The 14,647-nt window shown below is 65.3% G+C and carries 15 protein-coding genes; 7 read left to right on the top strand and 8 right to left on the bottom strand.

Features of this window, described 5'->3' with window-relative positions:
• Positions 1-266 precede the first annotated feature (266 nt).
• Positions 267-1,214, top strand: coding sequence for an AraC family transcriptional regulator (locus TSA1_RS07070; RefSeq protein ID WP_100175723.1), 948 nt, complete (start codon positions 267-269; stop codon positions 1,212-1,214).
• A 48-nt stretch (positions 1,215-1,262) separates the two neighbouring features.
• Positions 1,263-1,853: an NADPH-dependent FMN reductase gene (locus TSA1_RS07065; protein ID WP_100175722.1), complete on the top strand. Its 591-nt coding sequence runs from the start codon at positions 1,263-1,265 to the stop codon at positions 1,851-1,853.
• 5 nt (positions 1,854-1,858) lie between these two features.
• Here TSA1_RS07065 and TSA1_RS07060 read toward each other — a convergent pair whose 3' ends face one another.
• The gene (locus TSA1_RS07060; RefSeq protein WP_100175721.1) at positions 1,859-3,940 is read right to left on the bottom strand and encodes a methyl-accepting chemotaxis protein; all 2,082 of its coding nucleotides are present in this window, start codon (positions 3,938-3,940) and stop codon (positions 1,859-1,861) included.
• Positions 3,941-4,046: 106 nt separating this feature from the next.
• On the bottom strand, positions 4,047-4,478 hold the full coding sequence (locus TSA1_RS07055; RefSeq protein WP_100175720.1) for a DUF1810 domain-containing protein: 432 nt from the start codon (positions 4,476-4,478) through the stop codon (positions 4,047-4,049).
• Between the two features lie 210 nt (positions 4,479-4,688).
• Between TSA1_RS07055 and TSA1_RS07050 the strand changes: the two genes are divergently transcribed.
• The 3 genes from TSA1_RS07050 (at position 4,689) to TSA1_RS07040 (ending at position 7,187) form a co-directional block, all read left to right on the top strand.
• Positions 4,689-5,654: a DUF2778 domain-containing protein gene (locus TSA1_RS07050; RefSeq protein WP_174719283.1), complete on the top strand. Its 966-nt coding sequence runs from the start codon at positions 4,689-4,691 to the stop codon at positions 5,652-5,654.
• A 66-nt stretch (positions 5,655-5,720) separates the two neighbouring features.
• Positions 5,721-5,978 carry a hypothetical protein gene (locus tag TSA1_RS07045; protein WP_100175718.1) on the top strand — a complete coding sequence of 86 codons (258 nt, stop codon included), beginning with the start codon at positions 5,721-5,723 and terminating at the stop codon, positions 5,976-5,978.
• A gap of 117 nt (positions 5,979-6,095) precedes the next feature.
• On the top strand, positions 6,096-7,187 hold the full coding sequence (locus TSA1_RS07040; RefSeq protein WP_100175717.1) for a TRAP transporter substrate-binding protein: 1,092 nt from the start codon (positions 6,096-6,098) through the stop codon (positions 7,185-7,187).
• Between the two features lie 148 nt (positions 7,188-7,335).
• Here the strand turns inward: TSA1_RS07040 and TSA1_RS07035 are convergent, their stop codons facing one another.
• From TSA1_RS07035 to TSA1_RS07010, 6 genes are all read right to left on the bottom strand, one after another.
• Positions 7,336-8,118 (bottom strand): ABC transporter ATP-binding protein, encoded by a 783-nt coding sequence (locus TSA1_RS07035; protein WP_100175716.1) that lies wholly within the window; start codon positions 8,116-8,118, stop codon positions 7,336-7,338.
• Positions 8,106-9,161, bottom strand: a complete 1,056-nt coding sequence (locus tag TSA1_RS07030) for a dihydrodipicolinate synthase family protein (protein ID WP_100175715.1) — start codon at positions 9,159-9,161, stop codon at positions 8,106-8,108. Before TSA1_RS07030 ends, TSA1_RS07035 begins: the two co-directional genes overlap by 13 nt.
• Positions 9,162-9,167: 6 nt before the next feature.
• Positions 9,168-9,989 carry a GNAT family N-acetyltransferase gene (locus TSA1_RS07025; protein WP_100175714.1) on the bottom strand — a complete coding sequence of 274 codons (822 nt, stop codon included), beginning with the start codon at positions 9,987-9,989 and terminating at the stop codon, positions 9,168-9,170.
• A complete protein-coding gene (locus tag TSA1_RS07020) occupies positions 9,976-11,013 on the bottom strand; it encodes an NAD-dependent epimerase/dehydratase family protein (RefSeq protein WP_100175713.1) in 1,038 nt (345 codons plus the stop codon). The genes TSA1_RS07025 and TSA1_RS07020 overlap by 14 nt, the downstream gene beginning before the upstream one ends.
• 26 nt (positions 11,014-11,039) lie before the next feature.
• Positions 11,040-11,810, bottom strand: coding sequence for an ABC transporter permease (locus TSA1_RS07015; RefSeq protein ID WP_100181011.1), 771 nt, complete (start codon positions 11,808-11,810; stop codon positions 11,040-11,042).
• A gap of 99 nt (positions 11,811-11,909) precedes the next feature.
• Positions 11,910-12,557, bottom strand: a complete 648-nt coding sequence (locus tag TSA1_RS07010; protein ID WP_100175712.1) for a TetR/AcrR family transcriptional regulator — start codon at positions 12,555-12,557, stop codon at positions 11,910-11,912.
• Between the two features lie 99 nt (positions 12,558-12,656).
• Here TSA1_RS07010 and TSA1_RS07005 point away from each other — a divergent pair, with 99 nt between their 5' ends.
• On the top strand, positions 12,657-13,661 hold the full coding sequence (locus TSA1_RS07005) for an ABC transporter substrate-binding protein (RefSeq protein ID WP_100175711.1): 1,005 nt from the start codon (positions 12,657-12,659) through the stop codon (positions 13,659-13,661).
• A 269-nt stretch (positions 13,662-13,930) separates the two neighbouring features.
• A complete protein-coding gene (gene minC, locus TSA1_RS07000; RefSeq protein WP_100175710.1) occupies positions 13,931-14,629 on the top strand; it encodes a septum site-determining protein MinC in 699 nt (232 codons plus the stop codon).
• Positions 14,630-14,647 lie beyond the last annotated feature (18 nt).

The following is a 14,647-nucleotide window of genomic DNA, read 5'->3' as shown; positions in this document are numbered from 1 at the left end:
AGTTGAAATGACTTTGACGATCTAACGAGCTTCATTGCGCCTTAAGCGCGTTAAGGGCATTTGAAGCGTCGAGTATTCCGGTACCGGTTGAGCGACGAATTCTCGAAAAACGCTATCGAAATTCGGCGGGAACTGACGTTGGAGCTTGTCCTTTCGATCGGGCGATCGCCATCTGTTCTCGTTAAGGTTGATTTGTTTGATCCGGCGCAAACGGCCGGCACCCCCGCCGGGCGCCCGTCAATTGCGGCGCACCATTTCATATCACCATGAACAACATTGATGACGTGCCCGGGTTGGCACCCAGGATATTTCGCTTTTCGGACGTCGATGAATTTCGGAATGCCATCCGGGGCCTGAACTTCGAATTCACGCCGTTCGCGCGGAGGATTTCCGCCGAGCAGATCATACTGTCGTTGCCCGGCTGCGACGTGAATCTGACGACCGCTTTTCCACGCGTGGTCGATGCGCAGCTCGTCGAGAATTGTACGGCGGTCGGCTTCACCATGGACGACCTTGACGTGCCGATCCGCTTCAACGGCTCCCAGCGTGCGCGTCCCGCCGTCGTCGTCGGCAGCGGTGGCGCGGCCTACACCATCATCGAGGAAGTGCAGCGGCAGATCGCCTCGGTGGTGTTCAGGCCGGAAGTGACGGACCGCGGCTGGCCGAGGCCAGCGCAGAGCTTCAAGATCTTCGAAACGAGCGCCGCTGGCCTGGAGCGTTTGCGCGCTGTGGTGCGTGAGGTCCTGGCTGCGGCTTCGGAGCCCGTGCAGGCATCGGATCTCCCCCTCAAGGCAAGAGCCATGAAGGAATCTCTGCTCGGAGCCGTCGACCACGCACTGCATGACGTTGTTTCGGCCCGCTGGACCCTTCGTCCCAACGACGGACGAAATTTCAGGATATTCCGGGAGATCAGCGCGCTGTTGTCCGATGATCTCTCGCAGCCGATTTACAGCGAGGAGCTTGCGCGCAAGCTCGGGCTATCCGTCCGCACCATGCACGACATCGTTCGCCGCTATCGCGGCATGAGCCTGCACCGATACCTTCGTCTGCGCCGGCTGTGGCTGGTGCGGCAGCGGTTGCTCGCGGGCGCCGACAGCGTCAAGGCCGTGGCGCTCGCGTTCGGCTTCTGGCATCTCAGCGACTTCTCTCGAAGTTACCGCGACCAGTTCGGCGAGACGCCGTCGCAAACGCTGGAGCACGGCCGCAACCGATAGTCGGTAATTCGAGTAGGGTGGCCGCCGGTTTCGTGCTACCGTCCCGTCATGAGCAATCGCATCCTCGTCCTCTACGGATCCTACCGTTCTGACCGCATGGGCATCCGCCTTGCGAATTTCGTCATCGATCGGCTGCGCGCCCGCGGCGAGGACGTTGAATTCATCGACGCCAAGGCGGTCGGCCTGCCGATGCTCGACCGGATGTACAAGGAATATCCCAGGGGCGCGGCGCCCGAGGCGCTGGAAAAGCTGGCGGGGCAGATCCGCGGCGCCGACGGTTTCGTCTTCGTCACCGGCGAATACAATTGGGGCATCCAGCCGGGCTTGAAGAACCTCACCGACCACTTCCTCGAAGAGTGGTTCTGGCGCCCGGCCGCGATCGTGAGCTATTCGGCCGGCCGCCTGTCCGGCGCGCGCGCGGCAACCGCCTGGCACGGCACGTTGTCGGAGATGGGCATGGTGGTGGTGTCGAGCACCATCGGCGTCGGCCCGATCGCGCAGACATTGTCGGCAGACGCCGAGCCGATCGGCGAGGGCGGCAAGGCGCTGGAGCGCTCGTTCCCCCGCTTTGCGGATGATCTCGCCTGGTGGATCGAGGCGGCAAAAGCCCAGCGGGCGCGGAAAGCGCCGCCTTATTAACTTGCTTAAGCCGCCCTGACCTCGCCGAGGAAACGGTCGAACTGGTCGGCGAGATCGCGCGACTGCGTCGAGAGCTGCTCGGCGGCGCCGAGCACTTCCCTGGCGGCGGCTCCCGTGTCGTCGGCGGCGCGCTGCACCCCCGAGATGTTGGTGTTGACCTCCTGGGTGCCGCGGGCGGCCTCCTGGACGCTGCGGGCGATTTCCTTGGTGGCCGAGCCCTGTTCCTCGATCGCCGCGGCAATCGCCGTGCCGATCTGGTCGATCTCGCCGATGACGTCGGCGACGTTGCGGATCGCTGCCACGGTCTCGTCGCTGGCGGTCTGGATCGCCGTGATCTGCTCGGAGATTTCGGTCGTCGCCTTGGCAGTCTGTCCCGCCAGTGACTTCACTTCGGAGGCGACCACGGCGAAGCCGCGGCCGGCATCGCCGGCGCGGGCGGCCTCGATCGTCGCGTTCAGCGCCAGCAAATTGGTCTGCTCGGCGATGCTCTGGATCAGCGTGACGACGTCGCCGATCTTCTGCGCGCCCTCGGCGAGCGTGCGTGCGGTGTCGCCGGTGCGGCGGGCGTTCTCGACGGCGCGGGCCGCGATCTCGGTGGATTGTGCGACCTGGCGGCCGATCTCGGAGATCGAGGAGGTCAGCTCTTCGGTGGCGCTGGCGACGGTCTGCACGTTGGTCGAGGTCTGCTCGGAGGCGGCGGCGACGACCGCGGCCTGGCTATTGGTCTGGGCCGCCGTCGAGGTCATCGACTGCGCAGTGCTTTCCATGGTCGAGGACGCCTGGGACAGACCGCCGACGAGCTCGGTGACCTTGGCCTCGAACGCGCGCGTGAGCTCGTCGAGCGCCTGCGCACGGCGCATCTTGCCGTCGTTCTCGGCCTGCTTCTCGGCCGCGAGCCGGTCGGCCCGGATCATGTTGTCCTTGAACACCTGGACGGCCGCGGCCATCGCCCCGATCTCATCGGAGCGCTCGGCGCCGGGGATGCTGTCCGAAACCTCGCCTTCGGCAAGCCGCGACATCCGGCCCGTCAGGTTGACGATGGGGGCGCAGACGCGGCGGCGAACCACCACGATGAGGCCGACGCTCGCGATCAGGACCGCGGCAAGGCCTGCAAGCGCGATGATGAAGCTGGTGCGCGCGGCGGAGGAGGCGCCGGCGAGGATATGCTCGGCGTTGTCATAGAACGCGTCGCGAACCTCGATGATGGTGCTGAGGCCACGCTGCGTGGCGGCGTAATAGGTCTCCATGTCGTGCTCGTACTTGCCGGTGACCGCACCGTCCTTGACGAGCTTGAGCTCGCGGCCGAATTCCTCGACATAGATGGAATTGAACTTCTCGAGTGCCGCGGCGACGTTCGCCGGAGTCGCCGGATTGCCACGCAATTCGAGCAGCGCCATCACGAGCTGGTCGTTGCGGCCCTGCGAGCGGCCGATGTCGGCCTTCTCGGCGTCGGTCGCCGGCTTCTTTCCGCCGACGAGATTCTTGTGCAGGCTGGAGTTGAAGCCGCCGACGTCGCGCAGCGTCATGGCCGTATTGGCGTAGCTCGCCTGCCGGTAGGCGTCGCCGTTCAGAATCGCCATGCGGCGGACCTGCTCGTTGAGCAGCGCGGTCACGCCGCTGTTGAGCACGGCGTTGTCGGCGACGATCTTCTTGGCGGCGTCCTTGCGTGCCTCGGCAGGTCCCGCGAGCGCCTTGTCGATGGCCTCACGCAGCGCCGTGAATTTCGCGTCGATGCCGTCGATATTGCTGCCGATGGTGTTGCCGTCGTCGAGCGAGCCGGGCAGCTCCTTGCGCAGTGCATTCATCTTGTCGCGCGCACCGTCGGTCTGCTTGCGCAGCTTGCCTTGCTCGGCGAGCAGCGCGGGGTCGATGGTCGCAGGTCCGTAGAGGATGTTGGTCGAGAAGCCGCGCTCGGGGTTGAGATAACGCGGGATGTCGCTGGCGGCACGGACGATCGCGAGCCGGCCCTGAGCCTCGCTGATCCGGTCCATCGTCTGGTACTTCGTCACGGCGACGTAGACGGCGAGGCCGCCGCCCACCGTGGAGAGCGAAACGATCGCGGTGGTCAGGAGCGTACCAATTTTCATGATCTGTCCGGCAAATGACGCGTTGGAGAAAGATATTCTCCGGAAGTTGACAGACCCGTATTAATCGGGGGTTTACGCTGCCGGGCTCCGCGGGTGCGGGCCTGGCCTAGCGACCAAGGGTAGCAAGGATCTCCAGCGTCGCGGCGTCGCGCTCGCCTGCGAAGTACCGGTCGAGCGCCTCGCCGAAGACGGGCTGATCGGACACCGCGCCGAACAGCGTCATCGACGATTGGAATTTGGCGTCATCCGGCGTCCCGAGGATCGCGTTGATGCTCCGGCCCTGGATGGCGAGCACGAGGCTGGTGCATTCGATCAGGCGCGCCCCGAGCACGGGATGGGCGAGGTAGGCCCTTGCCTCGGCACGGGAACCAATAGCGTAGCGCTGCGACATGGCGCTGAAGCCGAGGCCAGCGATTTGCGGGAAGACGAACCACATCCAGTGGCTCTGCTTCCGCCCCCGGACCAGCTCCCCCTGGACGTCGCGATAAACCGGGTTTTGGGCTCGAACGAAGCGCTCCAGGTCGAAAGGATCGGTCATTGGATACCCCAGGGGTGCCTCGTCGGCCCTTGCCGGCCCTTGCCGGCCGCGATTATGCCTAACTTTTGGCTCCCAATGTGGTAGCTGGTATAGAGTCTCCGGGTGGGGGTTGGGCCCCCCGGGGGTCGATTTGGGGATCTGATGGTTTCCGACGCAGCACACGCCGAGAGGCTGTTGTCGCGCCGCCGTGTCGGGCGGGCCGAGCGCGTTTTGCTGTCTCTGGCTGCCGTCGCGCTGGCGCTGGGCGCTGCTGCCTGGATCGCTGATATCGGGGGGGCGCAGCTGGGCGCTTCGACCCCGCTGGCCTCCGCCGCGTTGCCGCCTGCCAACACCCCGTCCTTTGAAGACCGTTTCGCTTCGGCGTCCGGCAATCCGGCGGCCCGGGACCTTGGGCTCAGGACGCTTGAGCGTTCCGCCCTGAGTGCGGTCCAGATCAAGCTCCGCGACGCCAAGGCGATGCTCGCCCAGAAGCTCCAGGGGGACGAGTGGCGTTCGACCCTGACCGACGACGACCGGCACGTGGTTGACGAGAGGAGGCCCTCGCAACGTGCCGACGCCATCCCGATGCCGCGCTCGCGCCCGGCGCAGGCGGACTTCTCCGCACAGATCGCCTCGAGCCAGGCTTATGCCGAGACCAACCCCAGGGTCGACAACCGCAACTTCTTCGAAAAATTCACCGACAAGATCAGGCTGGCATCGCTGACGCCCGGCGACGGCCTGTTCGGCAAGGCGCCGGATCTCGCCGCCCTTGGCTATGATTCGCGGACGGCGGTCTACGACATCAAGGCCAAGGCGCTCTACCTGCCGAGCGGCGTCGCGCTGGAGGCCCATTCCGGCATGGGCGCGCTGATGGACGACCCCGACCATGTCGACCAGCGCATGGTCGGTGCGACCCCGCCCGCGATCTACGATCTGAAGCCGCGCGAAAAGCTGTTCCACGGCGTCCGGGCGCTGCGTTTGACTCCGACGGAGGGCACCAGCGCCCTTGGCCGGGTCGGCCTGTTGACCCACAGCTACATGCTGGGCCCGCGCGGCGATTCCAACGGCTGCGTCTCGATCAAGGACTATGATCGTTTCCTCAAGGCCTGGGACAATGGCGAGTTCAACCGTCTTGTCGTGGTGCCGAGCCTGAGCGGAGCGGCGACCGCCTCGCAGCGTGCGAGCACCGACTCCTGATATTTGCCCGTCACGGCGGGGCTGCCGTTTCCCCTTCGTTAAGCCGTCATCGTCCAGAAGCAGCCCATGAGCGATCCATCAAGTTCTGCGACCCCGCTGCGTACGACGTTCAAGATCAAGCTGAACGGTGACACGCTGGCGATCGCGACTGTCGGCCAGGCCTACCAATTCCTCACCAACTTCAAGTCGGTCGAGTGGATGGAATTCCGTTCCCTGCATGAGGACGCCGTCGCGGCTCTGGAAGGCGCTGCCGGTAACGCGATGTTGGCGGTGCAGGCCACCAATGCCGTGCGCGCGCTGTTCGTGAGCGCGAAGCTGCTCTGAACGGCCTGCGGGCCTTCTCCGTACGGCTTGAACTCCGGGACAGGAACGGGCAAACGATCCGCGAAGATCGTCGCTGCAAGCCCATATGTTTGAAACTTACTTTCAGGAGAGCTCATCATGGAACGCCGGACATTCCTTAGAGGTGGCGCGGTCGCTGGCGCTGCCACGCTGGTTGCTGCACCTGCGATCGCGCAAAGCGCGCCCGAGATCAAATGGCGCCTGACCTCGAGCTTCCCGAAGTCGCTCGACACCATCTACGGCACGGCGCAGACCTTCGCGAAATATGTTGCGGAGGCCACCGACAACAAATTCCAGATCCAGACCTTCGGCGCCGGCGAGATCGTTCCCGGCCTGCAGGCGCTCGATGCCGTCAGCACGGCCTCGGTGGAGATGGCGCAGACGCCGCTCTATTTCTACATCGGCAAGGAGCCGGCGCTGGCCTATGCCACCGGCGCGCCGTTCGGCATGAACCATCGCCACCAGGAATCGTGGTGGCACTTCGGCGGCGGCGCCGACCTCACCAATGAGGCGCTGAAGCCGTTCAAGGCGCACGCCATTCTGTGCGGCAATTCCGGCACCCAGATGGGCGGCTGGTTCCGCAAGGAGATCAAGACCGTCGACGACCTCAAGGGGCTGAAATTCCGCATCGCAGGCATGGGCGGCCATGTGCTGGCAAGGCTCGGCGTCGTGCCGCAGCAGATCGCGGGTGGCGACATCTATCCGGCGCTGGAGAAGGGCACGATCGACGCGGTCGAGTTCGTCGGCCCCTATGACGACGAGAAGCTCGGCTTCCAGAAGGTCGCCAAATACTATTACTTCCCGGGCTGGTGGGAAGGCGGCGCCATGCTGCACATGATCGTCAACGACGAGAAATGGGCCTCGCTGCCCAAGCAGTACCAGGCCATCGTCAACCAGGCGGGCGCGGCGGCCGGCGCCTGGATGCTCGAGAAATACGACAGCGTGAACCCGGCCGCGCTGAAGCGGCTGCTTGCCAATGGCGCGGAGCTGAAGGCATTCCCGCAGCCCGTGCTGGAGGCCTGCTACAACGCGACCCAGGACCATCTGAACGAGCTCGCCGCCAAGAGCGACCTGTTCAAGCGGACCAAGGAAAGCCACGACGCGTATATGAAGGAATTGCTGTTCTATACGCAGATCGCGGAGAACTTCTACGACAACTATTTGCTCAGCAAGGCGCGCAACAAGAGCTGAGACGGCGTCATTCCGGGGCGCGCCTCTTGGCGCGAGCCCGGAATCCCATTTCACCACGCGTATCGCGGCCCGATGGATTCTCAGATGCGCAATCGCGCATCGTAGCTCGCGACTTCGTCGCGCCCCGGAATGACAGCGGTGTGGCGAATTACGCCGGCCCCAAACCCAGCTTCGCGTAGATGCGCCGCGCATAGGCGCCGAACGCATCCGTGGTCTTCAGCGGCAGATCACGCGGGAAGGGCAGGTCGATCGGGAAATAGTCGGCCATCTTCGCGGGCCCCGCGGTCAGCACGGCGCAATGCGACGACAGGAACACCGCTTCCTGGATCGAGTGCGTGACGAAGATGATGGTCTTGCCGCTCTCGCGCCAGATCCGCAGCATCTCCAGGTTCATCTGCTCGCGCGTCAGTGCGTCCAGCGCGCCGAACGGCTCGTCCATCAGGATCAGCTTGGGATCGTGAATGAAGGCGCGCGCGATCGCGGTGCGCTGCTGCATGCCGCCGGAGAGCTGCTGCGGATATTTCTGCTCGTAGCCGGCAAGCCCGACCAGGTTGAGCAGATCGCGCGCCCGCTCGCGCGCGGCCTTCATCGGCAGGCCGACGATCTCGGCCGGCAGCAGCACGTTGTCCAGGATGGTGCGCCATTTCAGCAGCAGGGCCTGCTGGAACACCATGCCGATATCGCGGGTCGGATCGAACGGGCTGCCGGCGTTGCCGATCTTCACCGTGCCGCCGTCGGCGCCGTGCAGGCCGGCCAGGATCTTCATCACGGTGGTCTTGCCGCAGCCGGAGGGGCCGACCAGCGAGACCAGCTCACCTTCCTGCACGTCCATGGTGACGTCGGACACCGCCAGGAATTCAGCGCCTCTGCTGCGATAGACCTTGCGGACGCCTTGCAGGCTGATGAAGGGGGGCGAGCTCATGCCAGCCATTTGTTCAAGTTCGCGGCGACGAACGTATCGTCGCTGAGGTCGGCATGCTCGCGATAGACGCGGTCAATCTCCTCCTTCTGGCCGGGGCTGAGGCCCTCGTTCGGATCGAGGCACCACAGGCCTTTCATCAGGCCTTGCCGCCGCAACACCTCATGGCAGCCGGCGATGCAGCCGTGGAAATTGTTGGCGACGTCGAAGAAGGCACTGTTGCAATCGGTGACGCGGGCATCGAGCGCCAACAGGTCCGCGGGCACGCTGTCCTTGTGCCGGGCCGCCTTGCAGCGCTCGAACTGCTTGATCGCGCTCGCCGTCCACACCGACCAATGGCCGAGCAGGCCGCCCTTGAAGTACGTGCGCGTCGTCACGCCTTTGTCGCGCAGATCGAACGGCAGCATCAGATCGAGCAGGATGTGATCGTCGTTGCCGGTGTAGAGCGCGACACGGTCGAGCGCGCCCGCCGCCGCGACGCCGCGCAGCACGTCGAGCGTCCGATAACGGTTGAACGGCGCGATCTTGATCGCGATGACATTGTCGATCTCGGCAAAGCGTTGCCAGAACCGGCTCGACAGGATGACGCCGCCGACGGCCGGCTGCAGATAGAAACCGACCAGCGGAATTTCGGCGGCAACCGAGGTGCAGTGGGCGATGATCTCGTCCTCGGAAGCGCTCTTCATCGCGGCGAGGCTGAGCAGCCCGGCGTGATAACCGATGTCGCGTGCGGTGCGGGCCTCGGCGACCGCCTGTCCTGTCGGACCCGCAAGGCCCGCGACCATCGCCAGCGGACGCTTGGTCCAGGCGGCCGCGGTCTCGGCCGCGAGCTCGAGCACGGGACGGTAGAGGCCGACATCGCGGATCGCGAACTGCGTCGTGTGGACGCCGACGGCAAGGCCGCCCGAGCCGGCGTCGATGTAGTAGCGCGTCAGCGCGCGCTGATGTTGCTTGTCGAGCTGGCGCTCGGCGGTGAGCGCGAGGGGATGCGCCGGCAGCACGGTGCCCTCAGCGATCAGCTTGCGGATGTCGGCATTGATCTGGCTGTGGTGCATGATGTCCTATCCGAATTCGGGGCCGGCGACGGCGAACGGCAGTTCCTCGGCGGTGACGGTGGCGGGGCCAAACCGCATGCGCTGGAATGGCCGCTGGATGGTCCAGCCGGTGGCGGTCAGTCCTTCCAGGAATGCATCTTGCGACGCGATGGCGTCGAGCAGGAGCGGGCCGGTCTCGGAGCGCGCGATCTCGTCGACCATGGTCAGAGCCGCAGCGGCATTGTCGGCGAACAACGGGCCGATATGGCGGGCGGTCCGGCCGTCACGCACCAGCGCGATGGCGCCGTTCGCGGCGACGATGCGCGAGCCTGCGCGCTGGGCGAAGGCCGAGAGGAGGGCAGTCCGGTCGAAGCCGGTGGCTCGCTGGTCCCGCTCGGCAAGCGCTTCGAGGGTCGCGGACGACAATGGCGGCGCATCGGCCTGTCCAGGCCGCGCCAGCCTCAGGCGGCGCAATTGCAGCGTCGGGGTGAACCCCAGCGGCCCGTAGACGGCAGCGCCGTCCGGCGTGGCGTCGAGCCAGCTCGTCAGACCGTTCTGGCGTGCGGTTTCGAGACAAGCATCGACGAGGCGCGTGGCAAGGCCGCGGCGGCGATGCGTGCCTGACACCAGCACCATGCTGATCCAGGCGTTGTTGCCGGGATAGGGTAGCAGTGCTGCGGTTGCGATCAGCCGCATGCCGTCACGAATGCCGAACACGACGCCGTCGCGCAGGAAGATGCGCCAGTCCTCCTCGGTCTGGTTCCAGTGCGCCTCCGTCGACAGCGCGAGCCCCGCGATCGCGTCGTCGGTGCCGAGCTTGAGGATGGGCGCACCGTCAGTAACGGCCATCGCGCACCTCATATTTGGTAGGCTTGCCGAGGCTCGGCATGGCGCGGGAGACCCAGTCCGCGGTCCAGGCGATCAACTGCTCGGTGTCGACGACCGGAAGGCCGAACAGTTCGACCGCCTTTGACGTGTCGGTCAGCCACGCCGTCGGCTCCTCCTTGCCCGTCAGCACCGGCGCCCGGCCGAACCTTGCGCCGAACTTCTGGGCGAGATCGCGCACCGCCAGGATCTCGTGGCCGCTGACATTGATCGGCGAGGTCGGCGACGTGCAATGGGCGAGACAGCGCAGCGCCTGCGCCGACGCATCGCCCTGCCAGATGAAATTGACGTGGCCAAGGCTGACGTCGATCGGCACGCCCGTCAGCACTTTCGTCGCGATGTCGTGCAGCACGCCGTAGCGCATGTCGATCGCGTAATTGAGGCGGAACAGGCGTCCCGGCGTGCCGAACTTGCGCGAAAAATATTCGAACATGCGCTCGCGGCCGACGCAGGACTGCGCGTATTCGCCGGGCGGATTCGGCGCCATGTCCTCGGTTGAGCCTGTGCCGTCGACGGGGACGAACGGATAGACGCAGCCGGTCGAGAACGCGACGATGCGCGAAGACGGGAAGGCCTGCGCCACCAGCGCCGGCACATGCGCGTTCATCGCCCAGGTCAGCGACAGATCGCCCTCGGCGCCGAATTTCCTGCCGGCCATGAAGACGATGTTCGGCGTCTTCGGCAGCGACTGGATCGCCTTCTCGTCCATCAGATCGCAATTGATCGTTTCGACGCCGCGCGCGTGCAGCCAGTCCTTTACGCCGGCCTCGCTGAAACGGGCGACGCCGATGATTCGGCGATCCGGCACGGCCGCCTTGGCAAGGCCCGCCAGCGTCGGGCCCATCTTGCCGCCGACGCCGAGGATCATGATGTCGCCCTCGACCTTGGCGAGGTCGTCGATCAGGGCCTGGGTCGGGCGGCACAGCAGATCGTCGAGGGCCGCGATATCGGGGATGGTCTTCGGCAGTGTCTGGCGGGTGAGCAACATGGATTTGTCCCTCGGTTCTGCCGTTGTCAGCTTTGTCTTGCGTCACCGACCACGAACATGCGTTCGAGGGCGAGCACCAGGCCATAGAGGGTGACCCCAAGCAGCGTCAGCAGCACGACGGCCATCACCATGGCGGGCGTGTCGAGCGAGGACTGCACCTGGATCATGAGGTAGCCGAGCCCGCGCTCGGAGGCGATGAACTCGCCGACGATGGCGCCGGCGACCGCCAGGATGGCGCCGACCTTCATGCCGGAGAAGACGTAAGGGAGCGATCCCGGCAGCTGGATCTTGCGGAACAGCGTCCAGCGCGAGCCGCGCAGCGATTTGACGAGGTCGAGCAGGTCCGGCTCGACCTCGCGCAGGCCCCGCGCGGTGGTGAGCAGGATCGGGAAGAAGCAGATGCTGAAGGCGATCAGGATGTTCGGAACGATGCCGTAGGAGAACCAGACGATGAAGAGCGGGCCGAGCGCGACTTTCGGGATCATGTTCAGCGTCACGAACAGCGGCAGCAGCACGAGGCTGAGCAGTGGCGCCCAGCTGAAGATCACGGCGAGCGCGACACCGACGAAGGCGCCGAGCGCGAAGCCGCCGAGGATCTCGATCGCCGTCACCAGCGTGTTGGCGCCCCAGGCGTAGCTCGCGGTGCCCAGCGTCTTAATCGTCGCGAGCGGGGAGGGCAGGATGAATTTCGGCACGTGGAAGGCGTCGACCGCGACCTGCCACAGCACGAGCACGGCGAGGTGCACGACCAGGATGATCGCAAAACTGCGCCAGCTGCGTGCCCTGTCTCCTGCCACCGATTGCTCCCTGTCGGCGCGGCGGCGATGCCGCAAATCTTCAGCCCAAGCAGTCGCAAGCCTAGCCGCCCTCGGGGGAAGTTTCAACCATTTGGTTGATTAGGGCCGGAGCGACTGCAGCACCAGATCGGCGACGTGCCGGCGGCGGGCGCGGCGTGCGGTGCGGCTCGACAGGTCCTTGCCGAAGATCGCCGACAGCGTCGGGGTGTTGGAGAAGAAGAAATAGCTGAGGCCTGCAATGGAGATATAGAGCTGGACCGGATCGATCCCCTTGCGGAACACGCCCGCGCGCACGCCTTCGTTGAGGATGTGGGAGACGCTCTTCACCAGGGGGGAGTGCATCGCCTCCAGCCGCGTCGAGCCCCGGACATGGCGGGCGCCGCCGCGGTTTTCGTCGTTCAAAAGCACGATGAAATCAGGGTTTGCGGCCAGATGGTCGAACGAGGCCTCGATCAGTCGGAGGATCGCCTTCTCCGGCGGCAGGCCCTCGAGATTGAGCTTGCGCTCCTGCTCGCGGATGTCCTCATAGACCCATTCGAGCACGGCGAGGTAGAGTGCGTCCTTGTCGCCGAAATAGTGGTAGACGAGCTGCTTGTTGACGCCCGCGCGCATCGCGATCTCGTCGACGCGGGCGCCGGCAAAGCCGTGCCGGGCGAATTCCTGGCGGGCCGCGGTGAGCAGTTTCTTGCGGGTGGCGACGGGGTCGCGCCGCTGCGGCACGGTGTCGCCAGATCGTCTTGCGGGCATTTCCAACCAAACAGTTGACAAGTGGAGGGCGGGCTTGTTGCATTGGTATCCTCACACGGGGAGAGCGACAAGCCGGGTCGCGGCAATGGGAGAGATGCGATGAAGCGTTTGCAAACGGCTGTTGTGGCCCTGATGCTCGGTTTGCCGGCGGTGCCGGCGAGCGCGGGCGAGGCCGTCAACCTGATCCTGAACTGGACGCCGACGGCCGATCACTCGCCCTATTACTACGCCAAGGCGCAAGGCTGGTACGAAAAGGCCGGCATCGACCTCACCATCGAGACGGGCAAAGGCTCCGGCGTCTCCGCCGCCAAGGTCGGCTCCGGCGGCTCGCCCTTCGGCGTCGCCGATCTCGCCACCATGCTGGTGGCCAAGAGCAAGGGCGCCGACACGGTCGCTGTGATGAGCGTCTACGCCAATACCGGACAGACCTTCTACTGGTTGAAGAGCTATGGCGTGAACGGGGTCAAGGATTTTGCCGGCCACAAGATCGGCAATCCGCCCGGGGACGCCTCGCGCGTGATGTGGCCGGCCTTCGCCAAGGCCGCAGGCCTAGCGCCCGATGCCGTCGGTTTCGTCAATGTCGGGCCGACCGCGAAGATCGCGGCGCTGAAGAGCCACACCGTCGACATCATCAGCGACTTCTACAACGAGCACGATCTGAAGCTGATCGAGTTCGGCCAGGACCTCGGCTACGTCAACTGGAAGGACATCGGGCTCAACCCCTACGGCAACTCGCTGATCGTCAACGGCGCTTACCTGCAGAAGAATCCGAAGGTCGTCGAAGACTTCGTGCGCGTCACGCAGAAGGCCTTCGCGGCCTGCGTCGCCGACGCCACGCCATGCCTGAAGGCGCTGCTCGACCAGGTCTCCGGTCTCGACAAGGAGAACCAGGAGCGCCAGTGGGAGCGCATCAAGTTCCTGATGACGGACGAGTTCACGACGACCAAGGGTCTCGGATGGATCGACGGCGAGCGGATGAAGAAGGACTACGAGCTGGTCCAGACCTATCTCGGCATGGAGAAGCCGTTCGATGTGACGGCGGCGTTTACGACGAAGATGCTGGATCCGAGCATCAAGATGGATGCGAGCAAGGTGAAGAAGTAGGGGGCGCCGCGCGCTCCTCTCGTGCCCCGGACGCAGCGCAGGGTCCCTTGACGGTGCGCTGCAGAGTCGGGGCCCATTGTGCCGAGAGCATGATCCGGGCTGCCTGGGTCCCGGCTCTGCGCAGCAGCGTTGCACGCTGCAGCGCGTCCGGGACACGAGAGAGGCGCCAGCCGCCCATCCTCCCACGTAATCCCACGGAGAATTAACCGGCCGTTAACCATATCCGCCGCATCGTTAACCATTCAATAACAGGGAACGAGTCGGCCGCTATGGAGGCTGCAGTCAAACCTCAACGCCAAATGGTGCGCCTGCGCGGGCGCTCCTATGTGGCCTTCGTGTTTACGCCGACGGTTCCAGTGCAGGACTGGCTGCACGAGATCGACGCCACCATCGCGCGCTCGCCGGGCTTCTTTGCCGGGCGGCCCGTGGTGATCGATTTGTCCTCGGTCGATCTCAGCCAGTCCGGCATCGGCCATCTGCTCACCAGCCTGCAGGATCGCAACATCCGCGTGCTCGGCATCGAGGGCGTGGAGGAGGCGAGGCTGACCCCGATGATGCCCCCGCTGCTGTCGGGCGGGCGCAGCTGCGTGGTCGAGCCGAGCGCGCCGAAGAAGCCTGAATCGAAGTCCGAAACCAAGCCGACCTCGCTGCTGCTGGAAAACCCGGTGCGCTCGGGCCAGACCGTGATCTTTCCGGAAGGCGACGTCACCATCCTTGGCTCGGTCGGGTCCGGTGCGGAAGTCGTCGCCGGCGGCTCGATCCACATCTATGGCGCCTTGCGCGGCCGCGCCATGGCGGGCGTGAACGGTCACACCAGCGCGCGCATCTATTGCCAGAAGATCGAAGCCGAGTTGCTTGCGATCGACGGGTTTTACCAGACCGCCGACGATATCGATGCCGCTCTTCGCGGCCGGCCTGCCCAGGCCTGGCTGCAGGGCAACACCATGCGAATTACCGCGCTGAACTGACCAGAAGGAGATTTTTGA

Source organism: Bradyrhizobium nitroreducens (genome assembly GCF_002776695.1).
Taxonomy (GTDB): Bacteria; Pseudomonadota; Alphaproteobacteria; order Rhizobiales; family Xanthobacteraceae; genus Bradyrhizobium; species Bradyrhizobium nitroreducens.
Note: the sequence above shows the minus strand (reverse complement) of the source record. Positions and strands in the feature narration are given on the sequence as shown.